The organism is Gudongella ferriphila (assembly GCF_046224405.1).
GTDB lineage: Bacteria > Bacillota > Clostridia > Tissierellales > Tissierellaceae > Gudongella.
Map to the genome: position 1 here is coordinate 1 of NZ_JBJXRK010000017.1, position 24,166 is coordinate 24,166.

The 24,166-nt window shown below is 41.5% G+C and carries 22 protein-coding genes, 1 other RNA gene and 1 riboswitch; of the genes, 1 reads left to right on the forward strand and 22 read right to left on the reverse strand.

The window, feature by feature from the left end; all coding sequences use genetic code 11:
- Nucleotides 1–39: 39 nt before the first annotated feature.
- The 9 genes from deoC to hflX all read right to left on the reverse strand — a co-directional run bounded on the left by deoC (nt 40) and on the right by hflX (nt 7,001).
- On the reverse strand, nt 40–687 hold the full coding sequence (gene deoC / locus ACKVDP_RS09315) for a deoxyribose-phosphate aldolase (RefSeq protein ID WP_409228559.1): 648 nt from the start codon (nt 685–687) through the stop codon (nt 40–42).
- A gap of 29 nt (nt 688–716) precedes the next feature.
- Nucleotides 717–1,289: a phosphate propanoyltransferase gene (gene pduL / locus ACKVDP_RS09320; RefSeq protein WP_409228560.1), complete on the reverse strand. Its 573-nt coding sequence runs from the start codon at nt 1,287–1,289 to the stop codon at nt 717–719.
- Between the two features lie 128 nt (nt 1,290–1,417).
- Nucleotides 1,418–1,963 carry a folate family ECF transporter S component gene (locus tag ACKVDP_RS09325; RefSeq protein ID WP_409228561.1) on the reverse strand — a complete coding sequence of 182 codons (546 nt, stop codon included), beginning with the start codon at nt 1,961–1,963 and terminating at the stop codon, nt 1,418–1,420.
- Nucleotides 1,964–2,020: 57 nt separating this feature from the next.
- Nucleotides 2,021–2,113: riboswitch (THF riboswitch) on the reverse strand.
- Between the two features lie 81 nt (nt 2,114–2,194).
- Complete coding sequence (locus tag ACKVDP_RS09330) at nt 2,195–2,875, reverse strand: TIGR01906 family membrane protein (protein WP_409228562.1); 681 nt, start codon at nt 2,873–2,875, stop codon at nt 2,195–2,197.
- A gap of 92 nt (nt 2,876–2,967) precedes the next feature.
- Nucleotides 2,968–3,705 (reverse strand): YebC/PmpR family DNA-binding transcriptional regulator, encoded by a 738-nt coding sequence (locus ACKVDP_RS09335; RefSeq protein ID WP_409228563.1) that lies wholly within the window; start codon nt 3,703–3,705, stop codon nt 2,968–2,970.
- A gap of 147 nt (nt 3,706–3,852) precedes the next feature.
- On the reverse strand, nt 3,853–4,569 hold the full coding sequence (gene nadE / locus ACKVDP_RS09340) for an NAD(+) synthase (protein ID WP_409228603.1): 717 nt from the start codon (nt 4,567–4,569) through the stop codon (nt 3,853–3,855).
- Nucleotides 4,570–4,623: 54 nt separating this feature from the next.
- Nucleotides 4,624–5,028, reverse strand: a complete 405-nt coding sequence (locus ACKVDP_RS09345) for a CoA-binding protein (protein WP_409228564.1) — start codon at nt 5,026–5,028, stop codon at nt 4,624–4,626.
- Nucleotides 5,029–5,055: 27 nt separating this feature from the next.
- Nucleotides 5,056–5,706 (reverse strand): YigZ family protein, encoded by a 651-nt coding sequence (locus ACKVDP_RS09350; protein WP_409228565.1) that lies wholly within the window; start codon nt 5,704–5,706, stop codon nt 5,056–5,058.
- A gap of 20 nt (nt 5,707–5,726) precedes the next feature.
- On the reverse strand, nt 5,727–7,001 hold the full coding sequence (gene hflX / locus ACKVDP_RS09355; protein ID WP_409228566.1) for a GTPase HflX: 1,275 nt from the start codon (nt 6,999–7,001) through the stop codon (nt 5,727–5,729).
- A 169-nt stretch (nt 7,002–7,170) separates the two neighbouring features.
- Here hflX and ACKVDP_RS09360 point away from each other — a divergent pair, with 169 nt between their 5' ends.
- Complete coding sequence (locus ACKVDP_RS09360) at nt 7,171–10,116, forward strand: penicillin-binding protein 1A (RefSeq protein WP_409228567.1); 2,946 nt, start codon at nt 7,171–7,173, stop codon at nt 10,114–10,116.
- A 71-nt stretch (nt 10,117–10,187) separates the two neighbouring features.
- Here ACKVDP_RS09360 and ACKVDP_RS09365 read toward each other — a convergent pair whose 3' ends face one another.
- From ACKVDP_RS09365 to glyQ, 13 genes are all read right to left on the reverse strand, one after another.
- The gene (locus ACKVDP_RS09365; RefSeq protein ID WP_409228568.1) at nt 10,188–11,030 is read right to left on the reverse strand and encodes a bifunctional 5,10-methylenetetrahydrofolate dehydrogenase/5,10-methenyltetrahydrofolate cyclohydrolase; all 843 of its coding nucleotides are present in this window, start codon (nt 11,028–11,030) and stop codon (nt 10,188–10,190) included.
- Nucleotides 11,031–11,114: 84 nt separating this feature from the next.
- Nucleotides 11,115–12,155 (reverse strand): C40 family peptidase, encoded by a 1,041-nt coding sequence (locus tag ACKVDP_RS09370; protein WP_409228569.1) that lies wholly within the window; start codon nt 12,153–12,155, stop codon nt 11,115–11,117.
- A gap of 197 nt (nt 12,156–12,352) precedes the next feature.
- An RNA gene (gene rnpB / locus ACKVDP_RS09375) (RNase P RNA component class A) lies at nt 12,353–12,687 on the reverse strand.
- Between the two features lie 36 nt (nt 12,688–12,723).
- Nucleotides 12,724–13,449, reverse strand: coding sequence for a zinc ribbon domain-containing protein (locus ACKVDP_RS09380; protein ID WP_409228570.1), 726 nt, complete (start codon nt 13,447–13,449; stop codon nt 12,724–12,726).
- A gap of 15 nt (nt 13,450–13,464) precedes the next feature.
- Nucleotides 13,465–14,565: a Nif3-like dinuclear metal center hexameric protein gene (locus ACKVDP_RS09385; RefSeq protein WP_409228571.1), complete on the reverse strand. Its 1,101-nt coding sequence runs from the start codon at nt 14,563–14,565 to the stop codon at nt 13,465–13,467.
- Nucleotides 14,566–14,567: 2 nt separating this feature from the next.
- On the reverse strand, nt 14,568–15,248 hold the full coding sequence (locus ACKVDP_RS09390) for a tRNA (adenine(22)-N(1))-methyltransferase (RefSeq protein ID WP_409228572.1): 681 nt from the start codon (nt 15,246–15,248) through the stop codon (nt 14,568–14,570).
- 41 nt (nt 15,249–15,289) lie between these two features.
- Complete coding sequence (gene rpoD, locus ACKVDP_RS09395; RefSeq protein WP_409228573.1) at nt 15,290–16,459, reverse strand: RNA polymerase sigma factor RpoD; 1,170 nt, start codon at nt 16,457–16,459, stop codon at nt 15,290–15,292.
- Nucleotides 16,456–18,249, reverse strand: coding sequence for a DNA primase (gene dnaG, locus ACKVDP_RS09400; protein ID WP_409228574.1), 1,794 nt, complete (start codon nt 18,247–18,249; stop codon nt 16,456–16,458). The genes rpoD and dnaG overlap by 4 nt, the downstream gene beginning before the upstream one ends.
- A 44-nt stretch (nt 18,250–18,293) precedes the next feature.
- Nucleotides 18,294–19,310: a deoxyguanosinetriphosphate triphosphohydrolase gene (locus tag ACKVDP_RS09405; RefSeq protein ID WP_409228575.1), complete on the reverse strand. Its 1,017-nt coding sequence runs from the start codon at nt 19,308–19,310 to the stop codon at nt 18,294–18,296.
- Between the two features lie 148 nt (nt 19,311–19,458).
- On the reverse strand, nt 19,459–20,283 hold the full coding sequence (locus ACKVDP_RS09410; protein WP_409228576.1) for a pyruvate, water dikinase regulatory protein: 825 nt from the start codon (nt 20,281–20,283) through the stop codon (nt 19,459–19,461).
- A gap of 12 nt (nt 20,284–20,295) precedes the next feature.
- Entirely contained in the window at nt 20,296–20,940 is a 645-nt protein-coding gene (locus ACKVDP_RS09415; RefSeq protein ID WP_409228604.1) for a helix-turn-helix transcriptional regulator, read from the reverse strand.
- The gene (gene glyS, locus ACKVDP_RS09420) at nt 20,937–23,015 is read right to left on the reverse strand and encodes a glycine--tRNA ligase subunit beta (RefSeq protein ID WP_409228577.1); all 2,079 of its coding nucleotides are present in this window, start codon (nt 23,013–23,015) and stop codon (nt 20,937–20,939) included. Before glyS ends, ACKVDP_RS09415 begins: the two co-directional genes overlap by 4 nt.
- On the reverse strand, nt 23,008–23,895 hold the full coding sequence (glyQ, locus tag ACKVDP_RS09425) for a glycine--tRNA ligase subunit alpha (RefSeq protein WP_409228578.1): 888 nt from the start codon (nt 23,893–23,895) through the stop codon (nt 23,008–23,010). The genes glyS and glyQ overlap by 8 nt, the downstream gene beginning before the upstream one ends.
- Between the last annotated feature and the right edge of the window lie 271 nt (nt 23,896–24,166).

Here is a 24,166-nt window from a genome sequence, read left to right on the forward strand (position 1 = left end):
ATTATTTATCAAAAAAATAAAGGGCTTAACCCTTTATTTTTATCCCTTAACTATTTCAACTCCTGAGCTGGTTCCTATCCTTGTAGCTCCTGCCTCCATCATTGCAACAGCCGTCTTGTAGTCTTTCACTCCACCAGATGCCTTGACTCCAAGCTTATCACCTACAACAGACCTCATGAGTCTTACATCCTCAAGAGTTGCTCCACCCGTGCTAAAGCCTGTGGATGTCTTAACATAGTCCGCTCCAGCTTCCATTGCAATCTGGCATGCCATTTTTTTCTCATCATCTGTCAGTAGCGCCGTCTCTATTATGACCTTTACCAATGCCTTTTTGTCAGCTGCTACCACTACAGCTTCAATATCCGCCCTTACAAGGTCCAGGTTTCCATCCTTAAGAGCCCCAATATTTATTACCATATCAACCTCGTGAGCCCCCATGGCTATTGCATCCTTTGTTTCAAAAGCTTTTGTCTGAGGTGTGTTTGCTCCCAGCGGAAAGCCAATTACAGTCGCTACCTTGACCTCCGTATCCTTTAAAAGCTCACTGCAATACCTTACATATGTTGGATTAACACATACAGCTTTAAACTTGTTTGCCTTGGCTTCTTCACACAAAAGTCTTATTGAGTCCTTTGATGTGTCGGCCTTTAAGGCTGTGTGATCGATTATGCCTGCAACATCTATCATTATCTCACCTCTCGTCTACAATTTTGGAACTATTTTATTATTTCGACCATGTCTCCATTTCTAATTCCTGCAGCATTTCCTTCCTCTATATCCACGTGCATTTCCAAAGCGTAGCTTGGATGTACCCTGACAAGAACGTTGTCGAATACAAGACCTCTTGGTCCTGGCACCTTGATGCTGACTATTTCTCCATCCTTTACTCCAAATTCCTCTCCATCCTTTGTGTGCATATGGATGTGTCTTGCAGCTACAATGGTTCCCTTATCGATTTCCACTTCACCCTTGGGTCCAGTTATCTTAACGCCTGGTGTATCTACAACGTCTCCGGAATTTCTGATCATTGGAGCAACTCCCAGTGTAAATGCATCTGTTATTGAAACCTCAAGCTGAGTGTCTGGTCTAACAGGCCCAAGAATTCTAACGCCTTTGATGGTCTTCTTTGGTCCTACAACATCAACCTTCTCTTCGCAGGCATACTGTCCTGGCTGAGAGAGATCCTTCATTTTGGTCAGTTCATACCCCTCACCGAAAAGTGTGTCCAGATCCTTCTGGCTAATATGAATATGTCTGTTGGATAGTGCTATTGGCAATGTTTTTTTCATCATAACCCTCCTAGTTTATAGTTCATACATTAATTATACCCCTTTTAACCAGGTTTTTCAAAGAGATTGTCAAATAAATGCTAAACTTGCAAAAACTCCCGTCAAGGTGACGGGAGTATATGTTTTAGCTAAATGAATCTTCTCAAATACTTCATAAGGTATTTTAGAATTACCGTATGCAATGGAATGCTTATAAGTGCTGCCAATACTCTTGTGGGCAAAAGGACTATAAAGCCTCTTCCATACAAGGTTGACAACCAGTAGGTGTTAAGCCCCAAAGAAACCACAGCTGTAACAGTCAATACAGCAATCAGTATATTCTTGTAGGAATAAACCTTGTCCAGGTCCCTTTCTCCCTTAAATCTGTAGAACAGAAGTCCAGGGATAACTCCCCACAAAATTGAGCTCAGTGTAAAACCCGGATGATAGGGACCCTGCGGATTAATCAGAAAACCGATGATATCTGCCGAGAATCCTGTTAGTCCACCTACAAGGGGACCAAACATCATACCCGAGAGCATAAGGGGTAAATCCCCAAAACTGATCCTTAAGGCTGCTACCCCAGCAAGGGGAACCATCACGTAGGCAAATCTTGTCATTACAATTGAAATTGCAACCAGAAAACCTGCCTTAACCATTGTTCGAACATTGATTTTTGCTGCTTTCCTTTTCATTTTAATCTCCTTTCTTTAACTGACAGCTACTGCCAATTAAAGAAAGTATCTTTAATTGTCAGCGGATGCGGCAAAGAATCGCAGAAAATTTCTTTCGTCAACGGGCAACTTCCCATCCCGAGGCACTTAACGCTCTTTACCTACTCTGTCATACTGAAACAATTCAAGTCCTAATTATACACCATACAGGTATTAATGTAAACCGTCCAGTTACCACAAAACCTGCATAAGCTAGTATCTTTTATTGCTCTTAAATCTCCCTATGCCATATTTACCCTTCTTGTAGAGGATATACCCAATAAGCTGTGCCAGAGTTAGGTATTTGATGAAGCTTACCCCAATCTTGCCTGCTATGTTAACAAAAAATGGTTCAGGTAGCATTTGGATCAGTAAATCGGTTTTTGGGTTCAATATCCAAAGGTCATTGTCAAAAAATATTTCATGAAAGACAGTGAAGTATCTTGTAAAGTCTGTGACTATTAGAACTCCAAGCAGAATCAGTAAAAGATGATTTGCAAAAATGCCAAGAGTCATCCATTTTCCTATAAAACCAGCCTTTTCCTTGGAGAGAAACCAGAAGACTATCCCCAGGCCAACCAATGCCGATACAAGCTTTATTAACCTGGCAAGCTCGTAAAGATCCAGTACATCCTCCATATGATGTATTTCCCGTTCATTGAAATGCCTGTCAAGGGCATCGTCCTGATTTCCCTTCAGATAGGCTATAATATCCTTTGATACCACTTCAAGCTCCTCTTCTGTCTTGCCTGTAACCTCATATACCTTGTTTTCATCGAAGGATTCCATATAATAGTCCAAATTGTATGTATTTTCTTCTATAGCCATAACTAAAGCTATAAGTGATAAGGCTATAACCAATACTATAACCAATAGTGTCTCCGTTACTTTCAATTTCTCCACCTCTTTTTAAAAAATCTGATGGACTCTGGGGATTTTCCCCTTTCCATCAGATTCTATTTGTTGGATAATTAAGGCATGGATATCTAAATATCCGCCGGTAACTCCCAATTGTGGTATACTTCCTGAACATCATCGTTGTCTTCAAGCATATCAATCAGCTTCTCCATATTTTTGATATCCTTTTCCTCTTGAAGTGTAACCATATTCTGGGGTAGATAGGTCAATTCCGCAGCTGCAAAGCTGTATCCGGACTCCTGAAGACCATTTCTCACCACGTTGAAATCTGAGGGTTCCATAATTACTTCAAACCCATTCTCATCCGCCTCAAAATCCTCTGCTCCCAGTTCAATGGCAAGCATTGTCAGTTCATCCTCATCTATTGATTCTGACGTCTCAATTGCTATAAAACCCTTTCTGTCAAACATAAATGAAACTGAGCCGCTTTGACCTAGATTACCGCCGTATTTGTCAAAGGCGTGTCTAACATCAGATGCTGTCCTGTTTCTGTTATCAGTAAGGCAATTGACTATGATTGCGGTGCCAGATGGTCCATAGCCTTCATAGATAATCTCCTCATAGCTGTCAGATCCAGCTTCTCCAATTCCCTTCTTGATAGCCCTTTCAATATTGTCGTTGGGCATATTTTCAGCCTTTGCCTTATCAATTGCCGCCTTCAATGAAGGATTGTAGTCAGGATCTCCTCCGCCTTCCTTGGCTGCAACCATAATATATCTTGCCAGCTTGGTAAATACCTTCCCTCGCTTGGCGTCTTCCTTACCTTTTCTGTTCTTGATATTATTCCATTTGGAATGTCCTGCCATATTTCAACATCTCCTTCCCTTAACCTAAATATTTTAGCATATGATTAGGTTAATTTCACTAACTTTTTTTAATGGGAATAGAAAAGTTTGTTTTTCTCTCCATAATGTCCTTTCAGTTGACTGGCATCAAAAAAGCTACCTGTTTCACTAAAGGCTTTTCTTGTAGGAAGGTGGATAATTTCTTTTGTGTTCACTGATTCTGTTCATGTGATCTATCTTTTCCCGTATGTCCTCAGGTGCTTCCCCTGTCCTGATGTAATTGTCCAACTGTTTATATGAAAAACCCATTTCCTTCTCGTCTGTCTGATTTTCCCATAGTCCTGCACTTGGCGGTTTATCAATGATTTCCGATGGTATATCCAACAGCCTGGCCAACTCGAAAACCTCTTCCTTCACAAAGTCAGCTAGCGGCAGCAAATCAACACCACTGTCACCGTGCTTTGTGAAATAACCAACATGAAGCTCGGATTTATTACCTGTACCACAAACCAGATAGCCCATTTCCTGAGCAAAATAATACAGAGTCATCATTCTAATTCTTGGTTTCAAATTGGCTTTTGCCAAAGGGTTTTCCCCTTCAAAGGGAAGAGCTTTAAGATAGGTGTCGTAAACCTGTGAAAGATCTATGCTGGTTACATCAATGTCCAGAGACCTGGCCACAGTCAATGCATCAGCCTCATCCTTGGGATTGCTGTGAATCGGCATAATTACTCCCATTGTTTCATTTGGGAATGCCCTTTTCGCTATCCCAGCCACAACAGCTGAATCAACACCTCCACTTAAACCAAATACAACCCCTTTTGCCTTGGCCTTCCCTACACTTTCCTGAAGCCAGGATACAATGTTGTCAAGCTCCTTTTTCATGTCATTCACTCTATCAACTCCTTCATTAAATGATGAAAATAGACCATTACTGGTCTATTTTTCGGCCTTCAGTGTTGCATAAACACAATCATCCAATAGATATCTCAGATTAAGCTCTTCAGCTTTTGCCACAACCTTGTCATCATAGGTTCCTGGCTGGAAGAAAATCATTTCTATTCCGGCTTCCTTAGCCTCCTCAAGAACTCCAATACTCACCTTGGGCGGTACGACCATATCAAGGACATCAACCTTTTCCGGTAAGGAAGCTATGGAATCATATATTTTTTCACCTTCCAGCTCACTGTAGTTGGGACTTACCCCATATGTTGTGTAGCCCTTTTCCCTGAGTATCTTCCATATCTTATAGCCGTACTTTTCTTTTTTTCCGGAAACACCAACCACAACCCACTTGTTGGAATCCATCATTTCCTTTTTCAGATTCTTATCTGATGTCATCATTATCACCTCGGTTTTCTTTATACCCCACTATTCCCTCCATCTCACACCATCTTTTACTGGAAGATATTTTTCTTCAACAATGTTGTACTCAATATCTCCACTGGTCATATGGAGCATATCTTCCAAAAATCCTCCATAAAGTCCATTGTTCACATACATGTCAATGTTTATTGCCTGCAAATAATCAATCTTTTCAGGTGTATATCCGTTTTCCACGAAATAGTTTTCAATTTTCCCATAGGCTGTGTAATTGATGACCATCCTTAGAAGCTTGAACTTTTCCATCGTTACAATGACTGAGGCCTCCAAGGCAATCTTTGCACCCTTGGTATAGGCCCTAATAAGTCCTCCACCTCCCAGCTTGATCCCTCCAAAGTATCTGGTCACAACCACAGCAGTGTTCCTCAATTCCTCTTTTTTCAGGACCTCAAGGGCTGGTATTCCTGCTGTTCCAGACGGCTCACCATCGTCATTGAACCTCTGGATATTCGAATCCCTTCCAAGTACATAAGCAGATACATTGTGTGTTGCATCCCTGTGCCTTGACTTGATTTCCTGTATGAACTCCTGTGCCTCTTCCTCTGTTGTTACAGGTGCTGCATAACCTATGAAGCGAGACTTGCTTATTATAAATTCATCAACCCCTCTTTTGGCGATTGTCCTGTAGGTTTCGCTCATACCATCAACATCCTTCCACATCACTTTAGAATATATTCATTGAATTTCTCGTAATCAATATGATTTATCGTCAGGGTGAACAGAGTACCTTCTTCAGTATATTCTATGTCATCAACCTGATATTGATTCATTAGGTAGCTGGAGACTGATTGACTATCAAATGGAATAAGCATCTTGACCCTTCTATACTCAAGAGGTAGAGTATCCTGAATTAGATGTTTTAGCTCCTCAATTCCATTGCCATTTTTAGCGGAAATATAAATTGGGTTTTCAGTTTCCATTCCGGCAATATTTAAGCCACTTTCCTCCAACTTGTCCATCTTGTTGAACACGGTCACAATTGGTTTATCAACAGTGTTTAGGTCCTTGAGAAGCTCCATGGTAGTATTGATCTGAATGTCCAGATCCTCGTTTGAAGCATCAACTACATGGAGCAATAGGTCAGCGTACTCAACCTCTTCCAAGGTACCTTTGAATGCCTCGACCAACTTTGTTGGCAGCTTTGATACAAACCCTACGGTATCTGCCAGTAGGTAATCCTGCCCATTGGGCAGCTTTCCAACCCTATGGGCAGTGTCAAGACTGGCAAAGAGCATGTCCTCTACATATACCTGCTTGTTTTCATCAAATCCTTCTTTTTGAACCATCAGTCTATTCATAAGGGTTGATTTTCCAGCATTTGTATAGCCTACCAGTGCAACCATGGGCATTTGAGAAGAAAGTCTTTTCTTTCTCTTGACATCCCTTACTCCTTCAAGGTCCTTCAGCTGCTTTTCGATATTGTTTATTTCCCTGAGTATATGTCTTCTGTCTGTCTCAAGTTTTTGTTCTCCCGGGCCTCTCGTGCCAATTCCAGCGCCTTCCCTGGACAAATAATCCCTGAAGCCGACAAGTCTGGGCAACCTGTATTTCAGCTGAGCCAGTTTTACCTGAAGCTTACCTTCCCTGGATACAGCCCTAAGGGCAAAAATATCCAAGATAAGGTTAGTTCTATCAATTATTTTTCTATTAATTATCTCCTCCAGGTTTCTTAGTTGAGCTCCTGAAAGCTCATCATTGAAAACGACTGTATCAATTTCAAGATCTTCACAGTATGAATGAATTTCCTCGGCCTTTCCTGTCCCTATGAAGGTTGCTGCATTTATTCTATCCTTCCTCTGTATAACTCGGGCTTCCACCGTTCCACCAGCAGCCTCCACAAGCTCCTCCAATTCATTTAGTGAATCCTCAATATCAATTTTGTCGCTATCAAGCTCTATTCCAACGATTAGCACCTTTTCTCTATTTTCTTCCATTATCATCACTCTCCTGTCAGGATGTCTACAGTATACCATTATTAACGCTTATAGACCAGTCAAAAGCTACCTTCCGTAATCTTATTGTAACCTTGCTTTGCTTAACAAAAAAAGTGTTCTGTGGTATAATATGTTATGTTTTTGTAGTCGAAATTTTAGGAGGTCAATAATGTCTACTGAAAATAGGAAAAAAAGAAAACAAAATAGATTCACCCTAGGAAAGGCAATCAAGATACTTCTGGTAATGGTTGTAATTGCTGGTATAATGGCTGGTGGAGCTGTAGGTGCTGCAGTAGTATCCATTTTGGATGAAGCACCGGATATCGACCCAACAACCATTGTAACATCACTTGCTGAGACATCCAGCATATACGATCCCCATGGTAATCTTATTGAGAAGATTCAGGCAGAAGAGCTGAGAACCGTGGTTGGTATAAAGGAGATGCCGCAGCATCTTATTGATGCATTCATTGCCATCGAGGACCATAGGTTTGAGGAGCATCCTGGAGTTGACATCGAAGGAATCGCAGGAGCACTTATTGACAACCTGAGGTCAGGTGGACTAAGAGGTGCCAGTACAATTACACAGCAGCTTGTTAAGAATGTATACTTAAGCAATGATGTCAAACTGACCAGAAAAATAACAGAAGCATATCTGGCACTTAAGGTTGAAACCATTCTCTCAAAAGACCAGATACTGGAAGCTTATCTTAACAGAAACTACTTCGGCCAAAATGCATATGGTGTCCAGGAAGCTTCGAGAACCTACTTCTCTAAGAATGTCCAGGACCTTACCATTGCAGAGTCAGCCTTGCTGGCGGGTATTGTCAAGAGCACAACCCAGTTCCAGCCTTACTACCGTGTTAAGCCAGGTGACTTTGACCCTGAGATCCACTATGAGGTAGGCAAGCTGGATGTACTGGGTGAACCCTATATTGCAGTCTTCAATGAAGAGTCTGTTAAAAGGCAGCGTATAGTACTGGACAGAATGCTGGCACAGGGAAAAATAACTGAGAGCCAATACAATTCAGCCTTGGCCCAGGACATTAAATCAAGCTTGAATCCCGAAGAGAAAAAGCCCCAGGACATCACATCCTACTTTGCCGATCTTGTAAAAACACAGGTTGTAGAGGCTTTGGTAGATAAGCTGGGATACACCAAAGAGCAGGCTGAAAGTGAGCTTTTCACGGGGGGATTATCAATCTATGCAACCATAGACATGGAGATGCAAAAGCAGCTTGAAAATATTTACTCCAATTTTGTTGAAATTCTTGTAGGTAACACTGACGGAATACGAGGTCCTGTCCTTGTGGACTGGAGAATAAACAGTGCGGGGCATGTTCTGGATGAAAGAAATAGGATTGTATACTTCAATAAGGATTCCTTGATGACAGAGGACAACAATCTAATTCTGGAAGAAAGCGAATATCAGATTGAAGATGGTAGCCTTAAAATCAACACGAATAAGATTAATGTCTACCCCACACATTTTGATATTGTTGATTTCTATACAATTGATGATAGAAAGAATCTGGTTGCCCACACAGTTGGATCCATAGTAATACCTGATGGGCAGTTCAGTGTAGATGAAGGTGTAATTACAATAAGCAAATCATACCTAGACAATAACCCTGAGTTCTATCAGACACAGGAAGGAAGATTAATAATCAGCAACAGATACTTCTTCGTACAGGATGAAGGGATAGTACAGCCTCAATCGGCAACAGTTATTCTAGATTACCGAACTGGCCATATAAAGGCGATTATTGGAGGCAGAGATGTTGATGGCTCCAGGATTCTAAACAGGGCAACCGATTCCGCAAGACAGCCTGGATCGGCAATAAAGCCTGTTGCAGTCTATTGGCCCGCTCTGGATAATGGTATGACAGCTGCAACCGCAATAGATGATATACCATTTTACGATGGTAACGGTACCCTCTGGCCAAAGAACTGGTACAACGGTTACAGAGGTCTTCATACACTGAGAAGATCGGTTGAACAATCAGTAAATGTAAATTCAGTCAAGACCGTTCAAAATATCGGTGTAGCTACATCTGTTGCATACCTTGAAAAAATGGGCATTGTAGATAAAGAACATCCTGAAAGGGACAATTTTGTCACCAGTCTTGAAAACAGGGTTACCAATGATGAAAACCTTTCGGCATTGGGACTTGGAGGAATGACCAACGGATTGAGTCCCCTTGAATTGACTGCAGCATATGGAGCCATAGCAAACAATGGGGTGTTTGTGGAGCCAATATCCTTCTCCAGGATTATTGACAGAAATGGAAATGTTCTTCTGGATAACACACCTGAAGAAACAATTGTAACATCACCTCAGGTCGCCTACATCATGGGAGATATTATGAGGACAACCGTTTCAAGTGGAATAGCCGGCAGAGCCAGAATGTCGAACATGGTCGTAGCTGGTAAAACCGGTACCACCCAGAACCAGGCTGATATATGGTTTGTTGGATACACCCCCTACTATGTTTCAGGTACTTGGATAGGAAATGATTCCCCAAGAATCACCCTTTCAAGAAACAGTAGCACGGCTGCTCAAATGTGGCAATATATTAACAACACAATTCATGAAGGCCTTGAAAGCAAAACCAGCTTTGAAAGACCAGATGGTATAGTCTCTGCAAGCATATGTTCTCAGTCTGGATTACTGGCAACACCGCTTTGCTCAAATGATCCAAGAGGTGTTGTAAGGACTGAAATATTTGCCAATGGTACTGTTCCAAAGGCATACTGCGATATGCACGTAGAGGTGAAGGTAGATGTTACAAACGGTAAAATTGCCAATGAATACTGTCCTGATGAAGATGTTGCGACTAGAGTGTTCATAAAGAGAGAGCCTCTATATGATCCAAGTGAGCACAATGGTATAGTTCCAAGTGATTACAACTACCAGGTTCCTACAGAGGTTTGCGATGATCATGATGAGACAACAGTAATAGAAAATCCAGTTCTGGACTGGCTAAACGAGTGGTTCAACAACAATAACGGGGAAAATCCTCCTACCACGGACCCTGAAACCACTGGAAACAATGGGAACGGAAATGGAAACGGAAATACCCCTCCTCCAGAAGGTGAGGATGGCAACAACTAGGAAATCCATAAGAGAAGGGCATGAAATCAACTGATTTCATGCCCTTCTCTTGTTTCGAATTGAAAATTGCTCTATTTCTCTGCAGCCAGTACTACCTGATTCAGCAGAATTGTTGTTGTAACACTGCCAACTCCTCCAGGTACAGGAGTTATCATTGATACCTTTTCAGAAACATTTTCGTAGTCAACATCTCCGCTCAATTTTCCATCCTCTGTCATCCCAACTCCAACATCTATGACAATTGAATCAGGATTGAAGAATTCCTCACCAAAGAACTTTGGTTTTCCAAGGGCTGTAACAACTATATCTGCATCCTTTGTTATCTCTGAAAGCTCCTTGGTTCTTGAGTGACAGATTGTAACTGTTGCATTCTTTTCAAGAAGCATCATTACAAGTGGCTTTCCAACAACCATGGACCTGTTTACAACAGCAACCTTGCTTCCTTCCAGTTGAATGTCATTGTAGATCAGGATCTCCATTGCAGCTTTAGGTGTACATGGAGCAAACCCAGTCATGTTCCCCTCAAAGATCTTTTCAAGGTTAAGTGGATGCATGCAATCAACATCCTTGTCAGGACTGATCGCGCTTCTTATTACCTCTTCATCGATATGCTTGGGAAGTGGTCTGAATAGAAGAATTCCGGATATTTCTTCGTCGCTGTTAAGCTCCTCCATCAAAGCTACAAGCTCTTCTGTGGTCATTGAGGTTTCCCTCTCATATACCTTTGCCTGGATATCGATCTTTTCGCAGGCTTTGATTATACTCTTTTCATATGAAACATCCCCTGGATTGCTTCCAAGTCTTATGATCCCAAGAGTCGGAACTATACCCTTTTCCTTTAATGCTGCTATTCTTGTTGCCATATCTTCCTTAATGCTAGCTGCGACTACATTTCCCTTCAATATTTCAGTCATGCCAAACCTCCTTGTGATTTTGTTAATATAATTATAACATAGAAAAAATACAAAAGCACCCCACGGGGTGCTTTAAAGTCTTATCTAATTGATGACTCTTCTTCCTGTTACATATCTTTGGCTGTAGTAGCCTGAATTGATAGTATCTATTCTTACCTGTCTTTTCCCAGATGATGCATGAATCATATTTCCATCACCTATGTACAATCCGACATGTGAAATGCCTCTACCTGTAGTATTGAAGAATACCAGGTCTCCAGGTACCAGCTGAGATTTTTCTACCTTCACTCCAGCAGACCCCTGAGAGAATGATGTCCTAGGAAGAGTAATCCCCAGTTCACTCCTAAACAAATAATACGTGAACCCTGAGCAATCATATGCGTTGGGTCCAGCTGCTGCATATACATATGGCTTTCCAATTTCCCTGTGTGCAGCTTCCAATATTTTTGCTATCGCTGCCCCTGATCCTCTCTCGGCTGCTCTTGATGCCTCTTCTGTGGTCTTAAAAAGAGTAACTGCAGCTTCCTCCACAAAATAGCTGATCATGTTTTCGTCAACTATTTCAAACTGTCCATTTTGGAAATTCTTCACGGAAACAACTCCACCCTTTATAAGCACCAGGGTATTTTCACCGTTATTGAGAACCCTTGTTATGTTTGACATCCCGTAGGATATGTTATCCTGAATCTTCCTCTGAGTCTTATCCATTGCTACATGTCCAATGTGAAAGCTCTCTGCTGTAATGAAATACCCGAAATTCTCATCATAGCTTGCCATTACAAGCTCCTCGCCAGGCTGAATTTCCTTTACAACCTGTGAACTGCTATTTGCATCCTTGTACATTACAGTAGGTTCCTTGACAGTATATCTGTCTGAGCTTCTGGTTGTTCTTATCATTACATTCTTTGGTATGCTATAATATGTACCATCCTTCAATACTTGGTAGGAATCGCTTCCTTCCTTGGCTACTGTCACCGTCTCTTCCTTTTGGAAGGTTATCTCCGTCGCCTGTTCATTCATAAGTGCAAAGCTTTTTACAAATACACCTGTGTCTTTAAATCCAACTCCCATTAGCATGCAAAGCGCCAAAATCTTGAAAGTCAGTTTGTGTTTTCTATTGTGCAATATGAACACTCCCTTATTTTCGATTAGTCTCATAAAGGTATTATATTACAAGGGAGTCCTCATTTCAATGAAATATTTACAAAACGGTTACAAAGTTAAGTTCTTGGTGCATAAAATGTTCAATTTTAAACAATCATATGCTAAATTTTTTATTAGATCCATAGAGAAAACCTCCGGGTATCTCCCAGAGGTTTTCATGCTTGAGTAAGTCTATAAGCCGTGTTCTGTTTCTATGGTCATCTATCTAGGTCTGCTGTTACCAGCAGACTCATGCGACCTACCTTTGGAGCGGCAACGAGCAACTGCCTTTTTGTGCTCCCTTTTGGTCTTGCTCCGGATGGGGTTTACAGAGCCACCTAGTCGCCTAGATGCTGGTGAGCTCTTACCTCACCTTTCCATCCTTACCATTTCTGGCGGTCTATTTCTGTTGCACTATCCTTAGGGTTGCCCCCACTGGACGTTATCCAGCATCCTGCTCTACGGAGCACGGACTTTCCTCATGTCTTGGACATGCGACCATACAACTTACTCTATCTGTATTATATCATAAATAGGGTATATTTAAAACCTAAATGTCTTCCTGCTCCAGATCATGGTATAGAATCCTCCCGCAATTTTCACAGGTAACAACCACTTTCCCCTGCTTTGCTTTTTCAACAATCTTTTCCGGTATGTGCATATGACATCCAGTGCAAACATCTTCCTTCATTTTGGCTATTCCAGAACCCTTTCTTCTGCTTATATCATGGTATTTGGTAAGTAGCTTCTCCTCAATTGATCCTTCCAGGTTTTCAATGGTCCTTTTCTCCACTTCAATCCTCATGCTGAGCTGGGTAATTCTATCATCCACAATGCTTATCTGATGAGCCAGATTTCTTTTGGTATTGGACTTTAGCTTGCCGGTCTCATCTATCTTAATCTCATTTTCCTCGTTTATGCCCATGGTGTCAATAATTTCATCCTCAAGGGTATCAACAAGATTCTTGTGATATTCCTTCTCCTTTTCAAGGTGTTCCAGCTGCTTAATATCTTTTACTGATCCATTGTAAAGGTTTGCTTCAGCCACCCTATACTTTTCCTTGTGAATATCAGCTTCCTGCTCCAGCTTTCTTAGATGGAGTCTGAGGTCTTTCTTTTTTTTCAATAAGTTTTCGTACCTTCTCTCAAGATTCTGGTGATCCTTTTCCAACTTTTGCAATTCAGCTCTTTCTTGCAGAAGTTTCAACTCATTTTCCATGGAAAACAAACTCTTACGGTGTATCTCAATTTCCCATAAACTGGATAGATCCAACATTGGAAGTCCCCCTATCTAATAGCATTCAAAGTTAAATGAACTGTCTTCGTAAACTTCAATTTTGATCTTTCCTTCGGTGTATTCAATTAGCTTTTCTTCAATAACAGGGAGAATAATTCTCTCGGTGCCGTAATGGGTACCATCAATGAGGACAATCCCTTCCTCATAGGCCAGCTGGGCATCGTGATACTTAATATCTCCAGTTATATATACCTTTGCATCCTTTTGGGCTGCTTCCCTTATGAAATCTGCACCGGTTCCTCCGCAAACAGCAATTTTTTCAATCTTACTCTCACAGCTTCCATATACCCTGAGACTATCAAGCTGAAGGACCTTCTTTGTCATATTTGCCAATTCATTAAGTGTTGTCCCCTCTATCTCCCCAACTCTGCCATAGCCATAGGTCTTGCCTTTATTTAATAGTGGATAGACGTCCAAAGCAACTTCCTCATAGGGATGCTCCTTCTGGATCAGGTCCAGGGTATTCTGAAGATACTCTCTGTTGACGATGGTTTCTATTCTTGATTCAGTCACTGACTCCAATACATCCGTGATTCCCAAGTAAGGATTCGACCCCTCCAGTGGTCTAAATCTTCCAGTTCCATCCACTGAAAAGCTACAGTCACTGTATTCTCCCATGTGGCCTGCTCCAGATGCTGACAATGCATCCAGTATGTTCTTTTCATGTGTTTTGGGTACATAAACTGCTACCTTTACCAGTTCCTCACTCTTGGAATAGCTCAAAACCTTGGGTTCCCTCATCCCAAATAACTGAGCAAGCCTATCGTTAATTCCACCTTCAGCCAGGTCCAAATTGGTATGTGCATTATAGATGACAATCTCGTTCATAATTACACTTCTTATGATATTTCCCCTGTAGCCGTTGAACACAAACCTGTCCATGGGCTTGAATATAAATGGGTGGTGGGTTATGATCATATTCATGTCTTGTTCAATTGCTTTTTTCACTACACTATCAGTGATATCCATGGAAATGAGAATTCCATTAATTTTCTGGTCAGGGCTTCCAATCTGAAGACCCGTATTGTCCCATGAGTCCACAAGACCTTCTGGTGTCCACTTTTCAATTTTACTTATTATTTCAGAGGCTTTCACCTTTAAAGCACCCCCCTGTAATCTCTCACTATCTTTTCAAGCTCCATGAGTCTGGTCTTGCTTTTATCTCCTGGATTATCCCTTAAGCTGACAATTATCTTTTCATTTATCCTCAACCTGGTTTCCACCAACTCTTTAATCAAGGGGTTTTTCTTCTTCAACAGCACAGGGCTTATCTCATAATCCAGCTCCTTGGCAAATTTCTGAAGACCGCTTTTGGCAACAATGATTTCATAATACTTGTCCCCTTCTTTTACAATATCCTCATCCACTATCCTAAAACCAGTTCCATGTAGAAATTTCCTAAGCTCCACTGATCCTACCATTGGCTGAAGAATCAAATTATTGATGCTTTTAGCTGTATCCATTGATTTGGCTATTATCTCCGTTATGAGTATCCCTCCCATTCCTGCTATTATGGCAGTATCAACCTCAAATGGAAGGATCGGCTCAAGGCCATCACCAAGTCTAGCCTTGATATCTTCATCTAGATTCTCTTCCCTTATATAGTCTAGGGTCTTCTGCAGAGATCCCTTGCTGATGTCAGTAGCGATAACAAGCTTACTGATTCCTTCATCTATAAGATACTTGGGCACATACCCGTGGTCGGTTCCTATGTCTGCGACTATTGAATTTTTTGGTACAAAATCAACTATTTTTTTTAGTCTAGGTGATAGGTTCATAATATCTCCTTTTCATAGGAATAAGATTCGCAAAGCGAATCTTATTCAAGAAAGTCCTTTAATTTTTTACTTCTGCTTGGATGACGAAGCTTTCTCAATGCCTTTGCCTCAATCTGCCTAATTCTCTCACGGGTTACTTCAAACTCCTTGCCAACTTCCTCAAGTGTTCTTGCCCTACCGTCATCCAGTCCGAATCTTAGCTTCAACACCTTCTGTTCTCTAGGAGTCAAGCTGTCCAATACATCAATAAGCTGCTCCCTTAGCATTGTAAATGTAGCAGCGTCTGCAGGTGCCAAGACGTCCTCATCTGGAATGAAGTCCCCCAGGTGACTGTCTTCCTCTTCCCCAATTGGAGTTTCCAGAGATACCGGCTCTTGAGCTATCTTCATTATTTCTCTTACTCTTTCCACATCCAGATTCATTTCCTGTCCTATTTCCTCCGGGGACGGATCCCTACCTAGCTCCTGAACAAGCTGTCTTTGAACTCTAACAAGCTTATTTATTGTTTCAACCATATGCACTGGTATCCTTATGGTCCTTGCCTGGTCTGCTATTGCACGTGTAATGGCCTGTCTAATCCACCAGGTAGCATAGGTGCTGAATTTAAAGCCCTTCCTATACTCGAACTTCTCAACAGCCTTCATAAGACCCAGGTTTCCTTCCTGAATCAGATCAAGGAACAACATTCCCCTTCCAACATACCTCTTGGCAATACTCACCACAAGCCTCAGATTGGCCTCTGCCAGCTTTTTCTTGGCCAGCTCTTCCCCTTCCTCCATTCTCATGGCAAGGTCGATTTCCTCTTCGCTGGTGAGCAAAGGAATCTTTCCGATTTCCTTAAGATACATCCTTACAGGATCATCTACGCTTATTCCCTTTGGTACCGAAAGGTCTTCCTTGACTTCGTCATCATCGTCATCATCATTGTCCAGCTCTTCATCCACTACCTTATCGATATCCTCATCGCTGTCGTCATCATCATCAGCCAGAAGGATTTCTTCATCCTTTTCCCCCATAATATCAATATCGCTGTCCTCTATCCTCTGATAGATTTCATCAATTTCCTCTGGGTCCAGATCTACAGCCTCCAAGGTGTCCATAATTTCCTTATAGGTCAATAAGCCATTCTTTTTACCCTTGTCCAATAATTTCCTTTCGGCCACTTCTTTATTTGTGAAATTTTTTTCAGGGTTCTTAGTTGTATCGTTCAATTTATTTCCTCCCTACTTACTAATGAATTAATTTTCCTGTTAAGTTCATCTATATTGCTCAGCAACTCAAGAAATCTTACCTGGTCCTCTCCACTTTTTTCAAGCTTTTCCATTTCTGATAAAACATAATTTCTCTCACTGATAAGCTTATTGTGTCTTATTGTCCTAATTAAGTCCTCGATTACCCTCTCCCAGTTAGTTGCCTGGAACATTGGTTGATGGTCCAAAATATCGTTGAACTTTTTACTGCTCATCTGGTCTTGGGATAATTCCTCCCGCAATGCTTCCTTGTCTATTTCATCTGATTTTTTGTATGTTTCAGATATTATCCTATAGCAGAATCTACAATCCATATCCTGAAAATCATTAAAATCAATTCTTTTTGATATCCTTTCGAAATACTCTCTGTCAAGTAGGATAAATCCTATCAGGTCCATCTCCGCCTTCAAATGAGCAGGCGGAAGCTTTGTAACCGCAGGTTCAAAAGAGATACTCTCTTTGAACCTCCTTTGGGACTTTTGTCTTCCACGGACTTCATTTTCTATGGCTTCCCTTGAAACTCCTGTTTGGGAGGATATTTTGTCTATATAGACATCCTGCTCCACAGGAGATTTCATATCCCTGATTATCCTCGCAACCTCTTTCGTGAAATCAATCTTACCTTTCGGTTCCTCAATATTATATTGCTCTTTCAGTATATATACCTTGAAATCAACATAACTTAACGCAGTATTTATCTTTTTTTGAAAACCAGCCTGTCCATTTTCCCTGATAAAGTCATCAGGGTCCATTCCCTCGGGTAATACCACAACCCTTGGATCCACTTCAAGTTCCCTAAGTACATCAATAGCCCTAAGGGTCGCTTTTATTCCAGCCCTGTCCCTGTCATAGCAGATGAAAACCTCTTCACCATAACGCTTGAGGAGCTTTCCCTGGTTACTTGTCAGAGCAGTACCCAGGCTGGCCACAGCGAAATTCACTCCTCCTGAACAAAGGGATATTACATCCATGTATCCTTCAACAAGCAGGATTTTTTTCCTGTCTGAATTTCCTGCAAGAAGGTTTAAACCATATAGATGATAGCCTTTATTGAAGACCTTTGTATCAGGAGAGTTAAGGTATTTTGGTAAATTGTGGTCCAGTACCCTTCCACCGAAACCGATGACCCGACCCCTTGTATCGATGATCGGAAAAATCACCCTGTTTCTGAATTTATCGAAATATCCGGACCCATCCTTTCTTATTCCTGCCAATCCAGCCTTAAGCATCTCATCCTCAGTGAAGCCCTTTTCCAAGAGATGCTTTATTAAGCCATCCCATTTTTCAGTTGCAAAGCCAATTCCAAACTTCCTTGCTATTTCTGCCGTAATACCTCTTTTGGCAAGATACTCACGAGGTTTCTTGTTACTCATCAGATTATTATGGAAATACCTTGCAGCCTCCTTGTTCATATTGTATAGAGTGTTTTTCTCCTCACTGTCTTCCCTGTTCAAGTTTTCCTCCCAGGGAATTCCATATTTGTCTGCAAGAAATTTCAATGCATCCACAAAATCAAGATTCTCCCTCTTCATAATGAAGGATATCCCATCTCCACCTTCTCCGCATCCAAAACAGTGATATATCTGCTTTGATTCAGAAACCGTAAAGGAAGGAGTCTTTTCATTGTGAAACGGACACAATCCTACATGATTTGAGCCCGATTTTTTTAGATGAACATATTCTCCAACCAACTGGACAATATCCATCTGATCCTTGACTTTTTCAAGGACATCTTCGTTTGAATAAGACATTCTCTCACCACTTGTCTAATTTAATATTAACTCTTGGAAACTATCTAATATTTGCCCCATGGCTTGGGTACGAACAGATCCATATACAGATTAACTATATACCTGTCCGTCATTCCTGCAATATAATCACAGATAATGTCCTCCTTCTCCACCTCTACACTCTTATATATACCCAGATGTTCAGTGGGAAGCCTATGAAAGTTTTTTCTGTAATAATTATAGAGTACCTCTATGATGTATTCTGCCTTGTCATCCTCTTTTTTCGCTTCCTTGTTGAGATAAACATTGTCGAACATGAACGTCCTTAGCTTGTTGGTCTTTTCACCAATAAGTTGGCTCATGGCCAGCCTGTCCCTGTCCAAATTGTTTTCAATAAGGTCAACAATCATGGTATTGATTCTTTCTCCGTGTGTGTTACCTAAAACCTCAATGCAATCGGCAGGTAGGTCCTTTTCACCAATTACTCCGGCCCTTATGGCATCATCTATGTCGTGGTTTATATAAGCGATTCTATCTGCGAACTTTATTATCTGTCCTTCCAAGGTTTTTGACACATTATCCCCAGAATGATTAATTATACCTTCCAATACCTCGTATGTCAAATTCAATCCCTGTCTCTTCTCGTTTCCTTCGAGAAGCTCCACAACCCTTACGCTTTGTTGGTTGTGCCTGAAACCCCTTGGGTTAACCCTGTCAAGTACATTCTCGCCAGTATGCCCGAATGGTGTATGTCCAAGATCATGAGCCAAAGCAATTGCCTCCACAAGGTCCTCATTCAATCTCAATGCCCTGGCCATTGTCCTGGCCAACTGGGCCACCTCAAGTGTATGAGTAAGCCTGGTTCTGAAGTGGTCCCCTTCAGGAGCAATAAACACCTGGGTCTTGTGCTTCAATCGTCTAAATGCCTTGGAGTGAATTACCCTATCCCTGTCTCTTTGGAACTCGGTCCTTATTTGACATTTTACTTCCGGTACCTTCCTACCTGCTGTGTTCATACTTAGGCATGCTCGAGATGAAAGTGTCTGAAGCTCAATATGTTCAAACTGCTCGCGAATATTCATTTTCCACCTCCATTTTCCCATATATATATATTCAACACAGGTCTGGAAAATCCTTCTTTTTTATAAAAAAACATCAATTTTCTAAAGGCAACAAAAATAGAAGCGCTCCTTGGAACGCTTCATTTAAACATTATTTCCAGTTTGAAGTTTAAAACATCTTATCCCCAAACTCATTTGTCATATGTTCAATTATTATAGATGCTGTTTCCTCTATTGCCCTAGCTGTTACGTCAATGATTTCACAGCCCAAATCCATCATGATATCCATTGAGTATTCAAGCTCCCTCTGGATCCTTTCAACACTGGCATAGTTTGCAGAATTCTTCAGACCAAGGGCCTTCAGCCTTTCAGACCTTATTTCTATAAGCTTCTTGGGATCAGCCACCAGACCAATAATTCTTCTTCTGTCCTTCTTGTACAGCTCCTGGGGAACATTTACCTCAGGTACCAATGGGACGTTGACAACCTTGAAGTTCTTATGGGCAAGGTACATGCTCAGGGGAGTCTTGGATGTTCTGGATATTCCCACAAGACATATGTCCGCCTTCTCAATACCTCTTGGGTCCTTGCCATCATCATACTTGACCGCAAACTCCACAGCCTCAACCTTTTTGAAATAATTCTCATCAATCCTTCTGATAAGACCTGCCTCCCGCTTGGGCGCATAGCCCAGAAGCTTCTCAATCGCAAGAATCGGTGGTGACATTACGTCTATTGTCGGAATGTTCTTCTCTTCTCCAAGAGTATCAATCAGGTCCTTTATATCCTTAAGGACAGTAGTGTAAATAAAAAGGCTTTCTCCAGGAACTGCTTCCTGGAATATATTTCTTATCTCATCCCTGTCATCCATGAAGGGGTATTTTTTTATTTCATAATTTTCCGTTATGAACTGCTTTGCAGCTGCTCTCGCTATCAACTCCCCCGTTTCACCGATGGAATCTGATAGTACAAAGACTGTAAGCTTGTTACTCATATTAACCCCCTCCTAGATATTTGTTCCCAACTCGACAAACATCCTTGTAATGTTTGTCTTGGTTATTCTTCCAATAACTTTAAGGTTTCTATTTGAATCACCAGTTTCCTCCACCACAGGCAAGCTGTCTATTTCATGTTCTATCAGTTTGATGGCCGCCTTGAGAATTGTGTCTGATTCCCTGATCACCACAAGCTTCGGTATTCTCGTCATTATCATACCCACTGGAGTCTTGTTAAGGTCCATTCCTCCCACAGCACTTCTCAGAAGATCCTTTCTAGAAATCACCCCTGAAAGGCAGCCGCCTTGAGTTACATATATGGAACCAACATCCTCTGTGAACATATACACCACAGCATCATATATTGTTCTGTCCTCTTCCATTACCACTGGCAGGGACATTACATCCTTGACTTTGATTGATGAAATTCTATTTGCAATAATATCTGTATCTGGCCTTCCCAAATATATATACCCGACCTTTGGTCTTGCATCCAGTATCCCAGTCATTGTCAGAATAGACAAATCAGGTCTGATTGTTGCCCTTGTCAAACCCAGCTTCTTTGCAATGGCGGTGCTTGTTATTGGCTGATTTTCGTTTACTATATCAATTATCTTATTCTGCCTGTTTGAAAGTTGGATAATATCACCGCCTATCTTGCAACAATGTAAGTCAAATCACAGACCTTCATCATTTTTAAGTATATTCTTCTAAGCAGTGACAGCCTATTTTCTTTAAGCTCCTCATCCTCAACCATTACCATTACCTTGTCAAAATAGTCGTTAATTGAATCCTTAAGGGTTCCAAGCAGCATCATGGCCTTGTCATATTCCTTCTTGCTTATGTGGGCTTCTACCTTTTCCTCTATGTTGTTGAAATCATCGTAGAGCTTTATCTCATCAGATGTTAGCAGATCCCGCTTTACTTCCGTTGATTCAGTCTTTGTTGCCATGGTGCTTAATCTATTGAAGGCCGTAAGTATTTCCCCGACATCTTCACTCTCAAACCAGCTGGATAGCTTTTCAACTCTAATTTTCATATCGTAGATATTGTCGCCGCCAGTGCTGATTACAGAGTCCACAACATCATATGGCATTCCGGCATCCAGGAAGAGATTTCTCACTCTTCCCATGAAGAACTCCTTGATTTCTCCTCTAACCTTATTGTAATCACAGGCAAGTCCATTTTCCTCTACATAGATGTACAGTGAAAAGTCAATCAGCTCCAGTAATGAAATGTTGAGCTTCTTTTCCATAATTATATTTATTATCCCAATTGCAGCTCTTCTCAATGCAAAGGGATCCTGGGATCCGGTTGGCTTTATTCCTATTGCAAAGAGACCACAAATTGAGTCTAGTTTGTCCCCAATTGAGAGAATCGCTCCAGCAGTTGTTGTTGGCAGCTCATCTCCAGAGAATCTTGGCATGTACTGTTCATGTATTGCCAAACTTACAATCTCATTCTCTCCGGATTCCTGTGCGTATTCCATTCCAATCTTTCCCTGGAGCTCCGTAAATTCTGTAACCATCTTAGTTACCAGGTCCGCTTTTGATAGGAAGCTCGCTCTTTGCAGATTCTTTTCAGTCTCTTCCCCAACTTCTAGGTAGCCTCCAATTTTTTCAACAAGCCTCATTATTCTGTTGGTTTTGTCATATACAGTTCCAAGCTTTTCCTGGAAGGTCAAGGTCTTTAGCTTTTCAACGTATTCTTCCAGAGGAATGCTCACATCATCCTTATAGAAGAACCTTGCATCCTCCAGCCTTGCTCCAAGAACCTTTTCATTCCCTTTTACAACAGTTTCCTCGTGCTGTGAATCGCCGTTTCTTACAGTGACAAAATATGGCAGAAGCCTTCCCTTGTCATCCAGTACAGGAAAATATCTCAAGTGTTCTTTCATTGGTGTGGTTATTACATCAAAGGGAAGCCCCAAATACTCCTCCTTGATTCTTCCAATTATAGGAGTGGGATACTCCACAAGGTTGGTTACCTCATCCAGAAGCTCCTCGTCCTTCTGAATGGATCCGCCCTTTTCCTTTGCAAGCTTTTCAGCCTTAAGCCTTATGATATCCTTTCTTTCCTCCTGATCGACTATGACAAAGTTATCCTTAAGTTGCTTCTCATAGCTGTCTATTTGGTCTATTTGGATGCTCTGACTTCCAAGGAACCTATGTCCTCGGGTAATATTCCCAGCCCTTATTCCCTCCAGCTCAAATGGTAGGACTCCATTATCCAAAATTGCGACCAGCCATCTGATTGGTCTTGCAAATCTCAGGTTCTTCCCACCCCATCTCATGGATTTGGGAAAAGTTATCCCCTTGATCACTTCTTCAAGACCTTCTTCAAGGACTGATTGCAGTGGCTTTCCACTCTTGTTTACAGCAGCATATATATACTCATCGCCGTTATGATCCATGGTCTTGATATTTTCTTCAGTTACGCCCTGACCACGCATAAAGCCCTGCAATGCCCTTGTTGGATTTCCATCCTGGTCATAAGCGATCTTTGCAGCCGGACCCTTCACTAGATCCTGTTGGCTCTCGCCTTCCTCTGCCATACCTTTTACAATTACGGTCAGCCTACGAGGTGTTGAATAGGTATTGATTGACTGGTAGGACAATCTTTCCTCCTTCAGCAGCTTCTCCATGTTACTCTTCAATTGCCCCACTGCGTCTTTTATATATCTTGCCGGGAGTTCTTCAACTCCAATTTCCAGCAGGAATTCTCTACTCATTGTCCGCACCACCTTTTTTCAATAAAGGATAATCCATTTGCTTTCTCTGATCCAAATAGAGGGAAGCTACGCTTCTAGCCAGATTTCTAACCCTGCCAATGTAATTGGTTCTTTCAGAAACTGATATGGCTCCTCTTGCATCCAGCACATTGAATGTATGTGAGCATTTCAATACATAATCATATGAAGGTATGACCAATTCTTCTGCAATCACCTTGTTGGCTTCATTTTCATAGGTATTGAAAAGCTCCTTTAGAACTTGAATGTCAGCCTTTTCAAAGCTGTACACCGAGTGTTCGTACTCAGCTTTTCTGAATATGTCCCCGTAGGTGAAGTTCTTGTTCCACTGAATATCAAATACATTATCAACGTCCTGAAGGTACATGGCTATCCTCTCAAGACCATAGGTCAACTCTCCAGACTCCAGGTCACAGTTTATTCCTCCTACCTGTTGGAAGTATGTAAATTGTGTTATTTCCATTCCATCCAACCAGACCTCCCACCCAAGACCCCACGCGCCAAGGGTTGGTGCCTCCCAGTTGTCCTCAACAAATCTTATGTCATGCTTGAGCGGATCAATTCCTATTGCTTTCAAGCTATCCAGATAGAGATCCTGAATGTTTTCAGGTGAAGGCTTTAGTATGACCTGAAGCTGATGATGTTGGTAAACCCTGTTGGGATTTTCCCCATAGCGTGCATCCGCAGGTCGTCTTGACGGTTCAACATACACCACCTGCCAGGGTTCCGGACCCAATGCCCTTAAAAATGTATGGGGACTCATTGTTCCCGCTCCCTTTTCAATGTCATATGGCTCCATGATTATGCAATCTTTTTCACCCCAGTAATTCAGTAATTTCAGCATCAAATCCTGAAAATACATAATAACCCCCCTTTATTTTTGAATACAAAAAAACCTCAGCGTCCCTATAGGGACGAAAGGTCTCTTCCGCGGTTCCACCCTATTTAATACCGTTAAAGGTACTCTCTTAAATTGCAATACTCAGAAGCGCCGTTCCCAATGACCGCATACATCCGTTTCCACCTTTACCGGACTCTCTTGGCTACACAGTTACAGGTACTTTCTCCGTCATCGTATAGAATTCAGTTTCGTTTATTAATTTAACAAAATTTCGTCATTATGTCAAGAGCCC

Excerpts from the sequence above, each read along its gene's own strand:
- ACKVDP_RS09360 (WP_409228567.1), top strand. The coding sequence starts at position 7,171 with ATGTCTACTGAAAATAGGAAAAAAAGAAAACAAAATAGATTCACCCTA.
- ACKVDP_RS09380 (WP_409228570.1), bottom strand. The coding sequence starts at position 13,449 with ATGTTGGATCTATCCAGTTTATGGGAAATTGAGATACACCGTAAGAGT.
- glyS (WP_409228577.1), bottom strand. The coding sequence starts at position 23,015 with ATGAGTAGAGAATTCCTGCTGGAAATTGGAGTTGAAGAACTCCCGGCA.
- nadE (WP_409228603.1), bottom strand. The coding sequence starts at position 4,569 with ATGAAAAAGGAGCTTGACAACATTGTATCCTGGCTTCAGGAAAGTGTA.
- hflX (WP_409228566.1), bottom strand. The coding sequence starts at position 7,001 with ATGGAAGAAAATAGAGAAAAGGTGCTAATCGTTGGAATAGAGCTTGAT.
- ACKVDP_RS09350 (WP_409228565.1), bottom strand. The coding sequence starts at position 5,706 with ATGAGCGAAACCTACAGGACAATCGCCAAAAGAGGGGTTGATGAATTT.
- ACKVDP_RS09325 (WP_409228561.1), bottom strand. The coding sequence starts at position 1,963 with ATGAAAAGGAAAGCAGCAAAAATCAATGTTCGAACAATGGTTAAGGCA.
- ACKVDP_RS09410 (WP_409228576.1), bottom strand. The coding sequence starts at position 20,283 with ATGAGTAACAAGCTTACAGTCTTTGTACTATCAGATTCCATCGGTGAA.
- dnaG (WP_409228574.1), bottom strand. The coding sequence starts at position 18,249 with ATGTCTTATTCAAACGAAGATGTCCTTGAAAAAGTCAAGGATCAGATG.
- ACKVDP_RS09365 (WP_409228568.1), bottom strand. The coding sequence starts at position 11,030 with ATGACTGAAATATTGAAGGGAAATGTAGTCGCAGCTAGCATTAAGGAA.
- pduL (WP_409228560.1), bottom strand. The coding sequence starts at position 1,289 with ATGAAAAAAACATTGCCAATAGCACTATCCAACAGACATATTCATATT.
- ACKVDP_RS09390 (WP_409228572.1), bottom strand. The coding sequence starts at position 15,248 with ATGAACCTATCACCTAGACTAAAAAAAATAGTTGATTTTGTACCAAAA.
- deoC (WP_409228559.1), bottom strand. The coding sequence starts at position 687 with ATGATAGATGTTGCAGGCATAATCGATCACACAGCCTTAAAGGCCGAC.
- ACKVDP_RS09405 (WP_409228575.1), bottom strand. The coding sequence starts at position 19,310 with ATGAATATTCGCGAGCAGTTTGAACATATTGAGCTTCAGACACTTTCA.
- ACKVDP_RS09345 (WP_409228564.1), bottom strand. The coding sequence starts at position 5,028 with ATGATGACATCAGATAAGAATCTGAAAAAGGAAATGATGGATTCCAAC.
- ACKVDP_RS09335 (WP_409228563.1), bottom strand. The coding sequence starts at position 3,705 with ATGGCAGGACATTCCAAATGGAATAATATCAAGAACAGAAAAGGTAAG.
- glyQ (WP_409228578.1), bottom strand. The coding sequence starts at position 23,895 with ATGTATTTTCAGGATTTGATGCTGAAATTACTGAATTACTGGGGTGAA.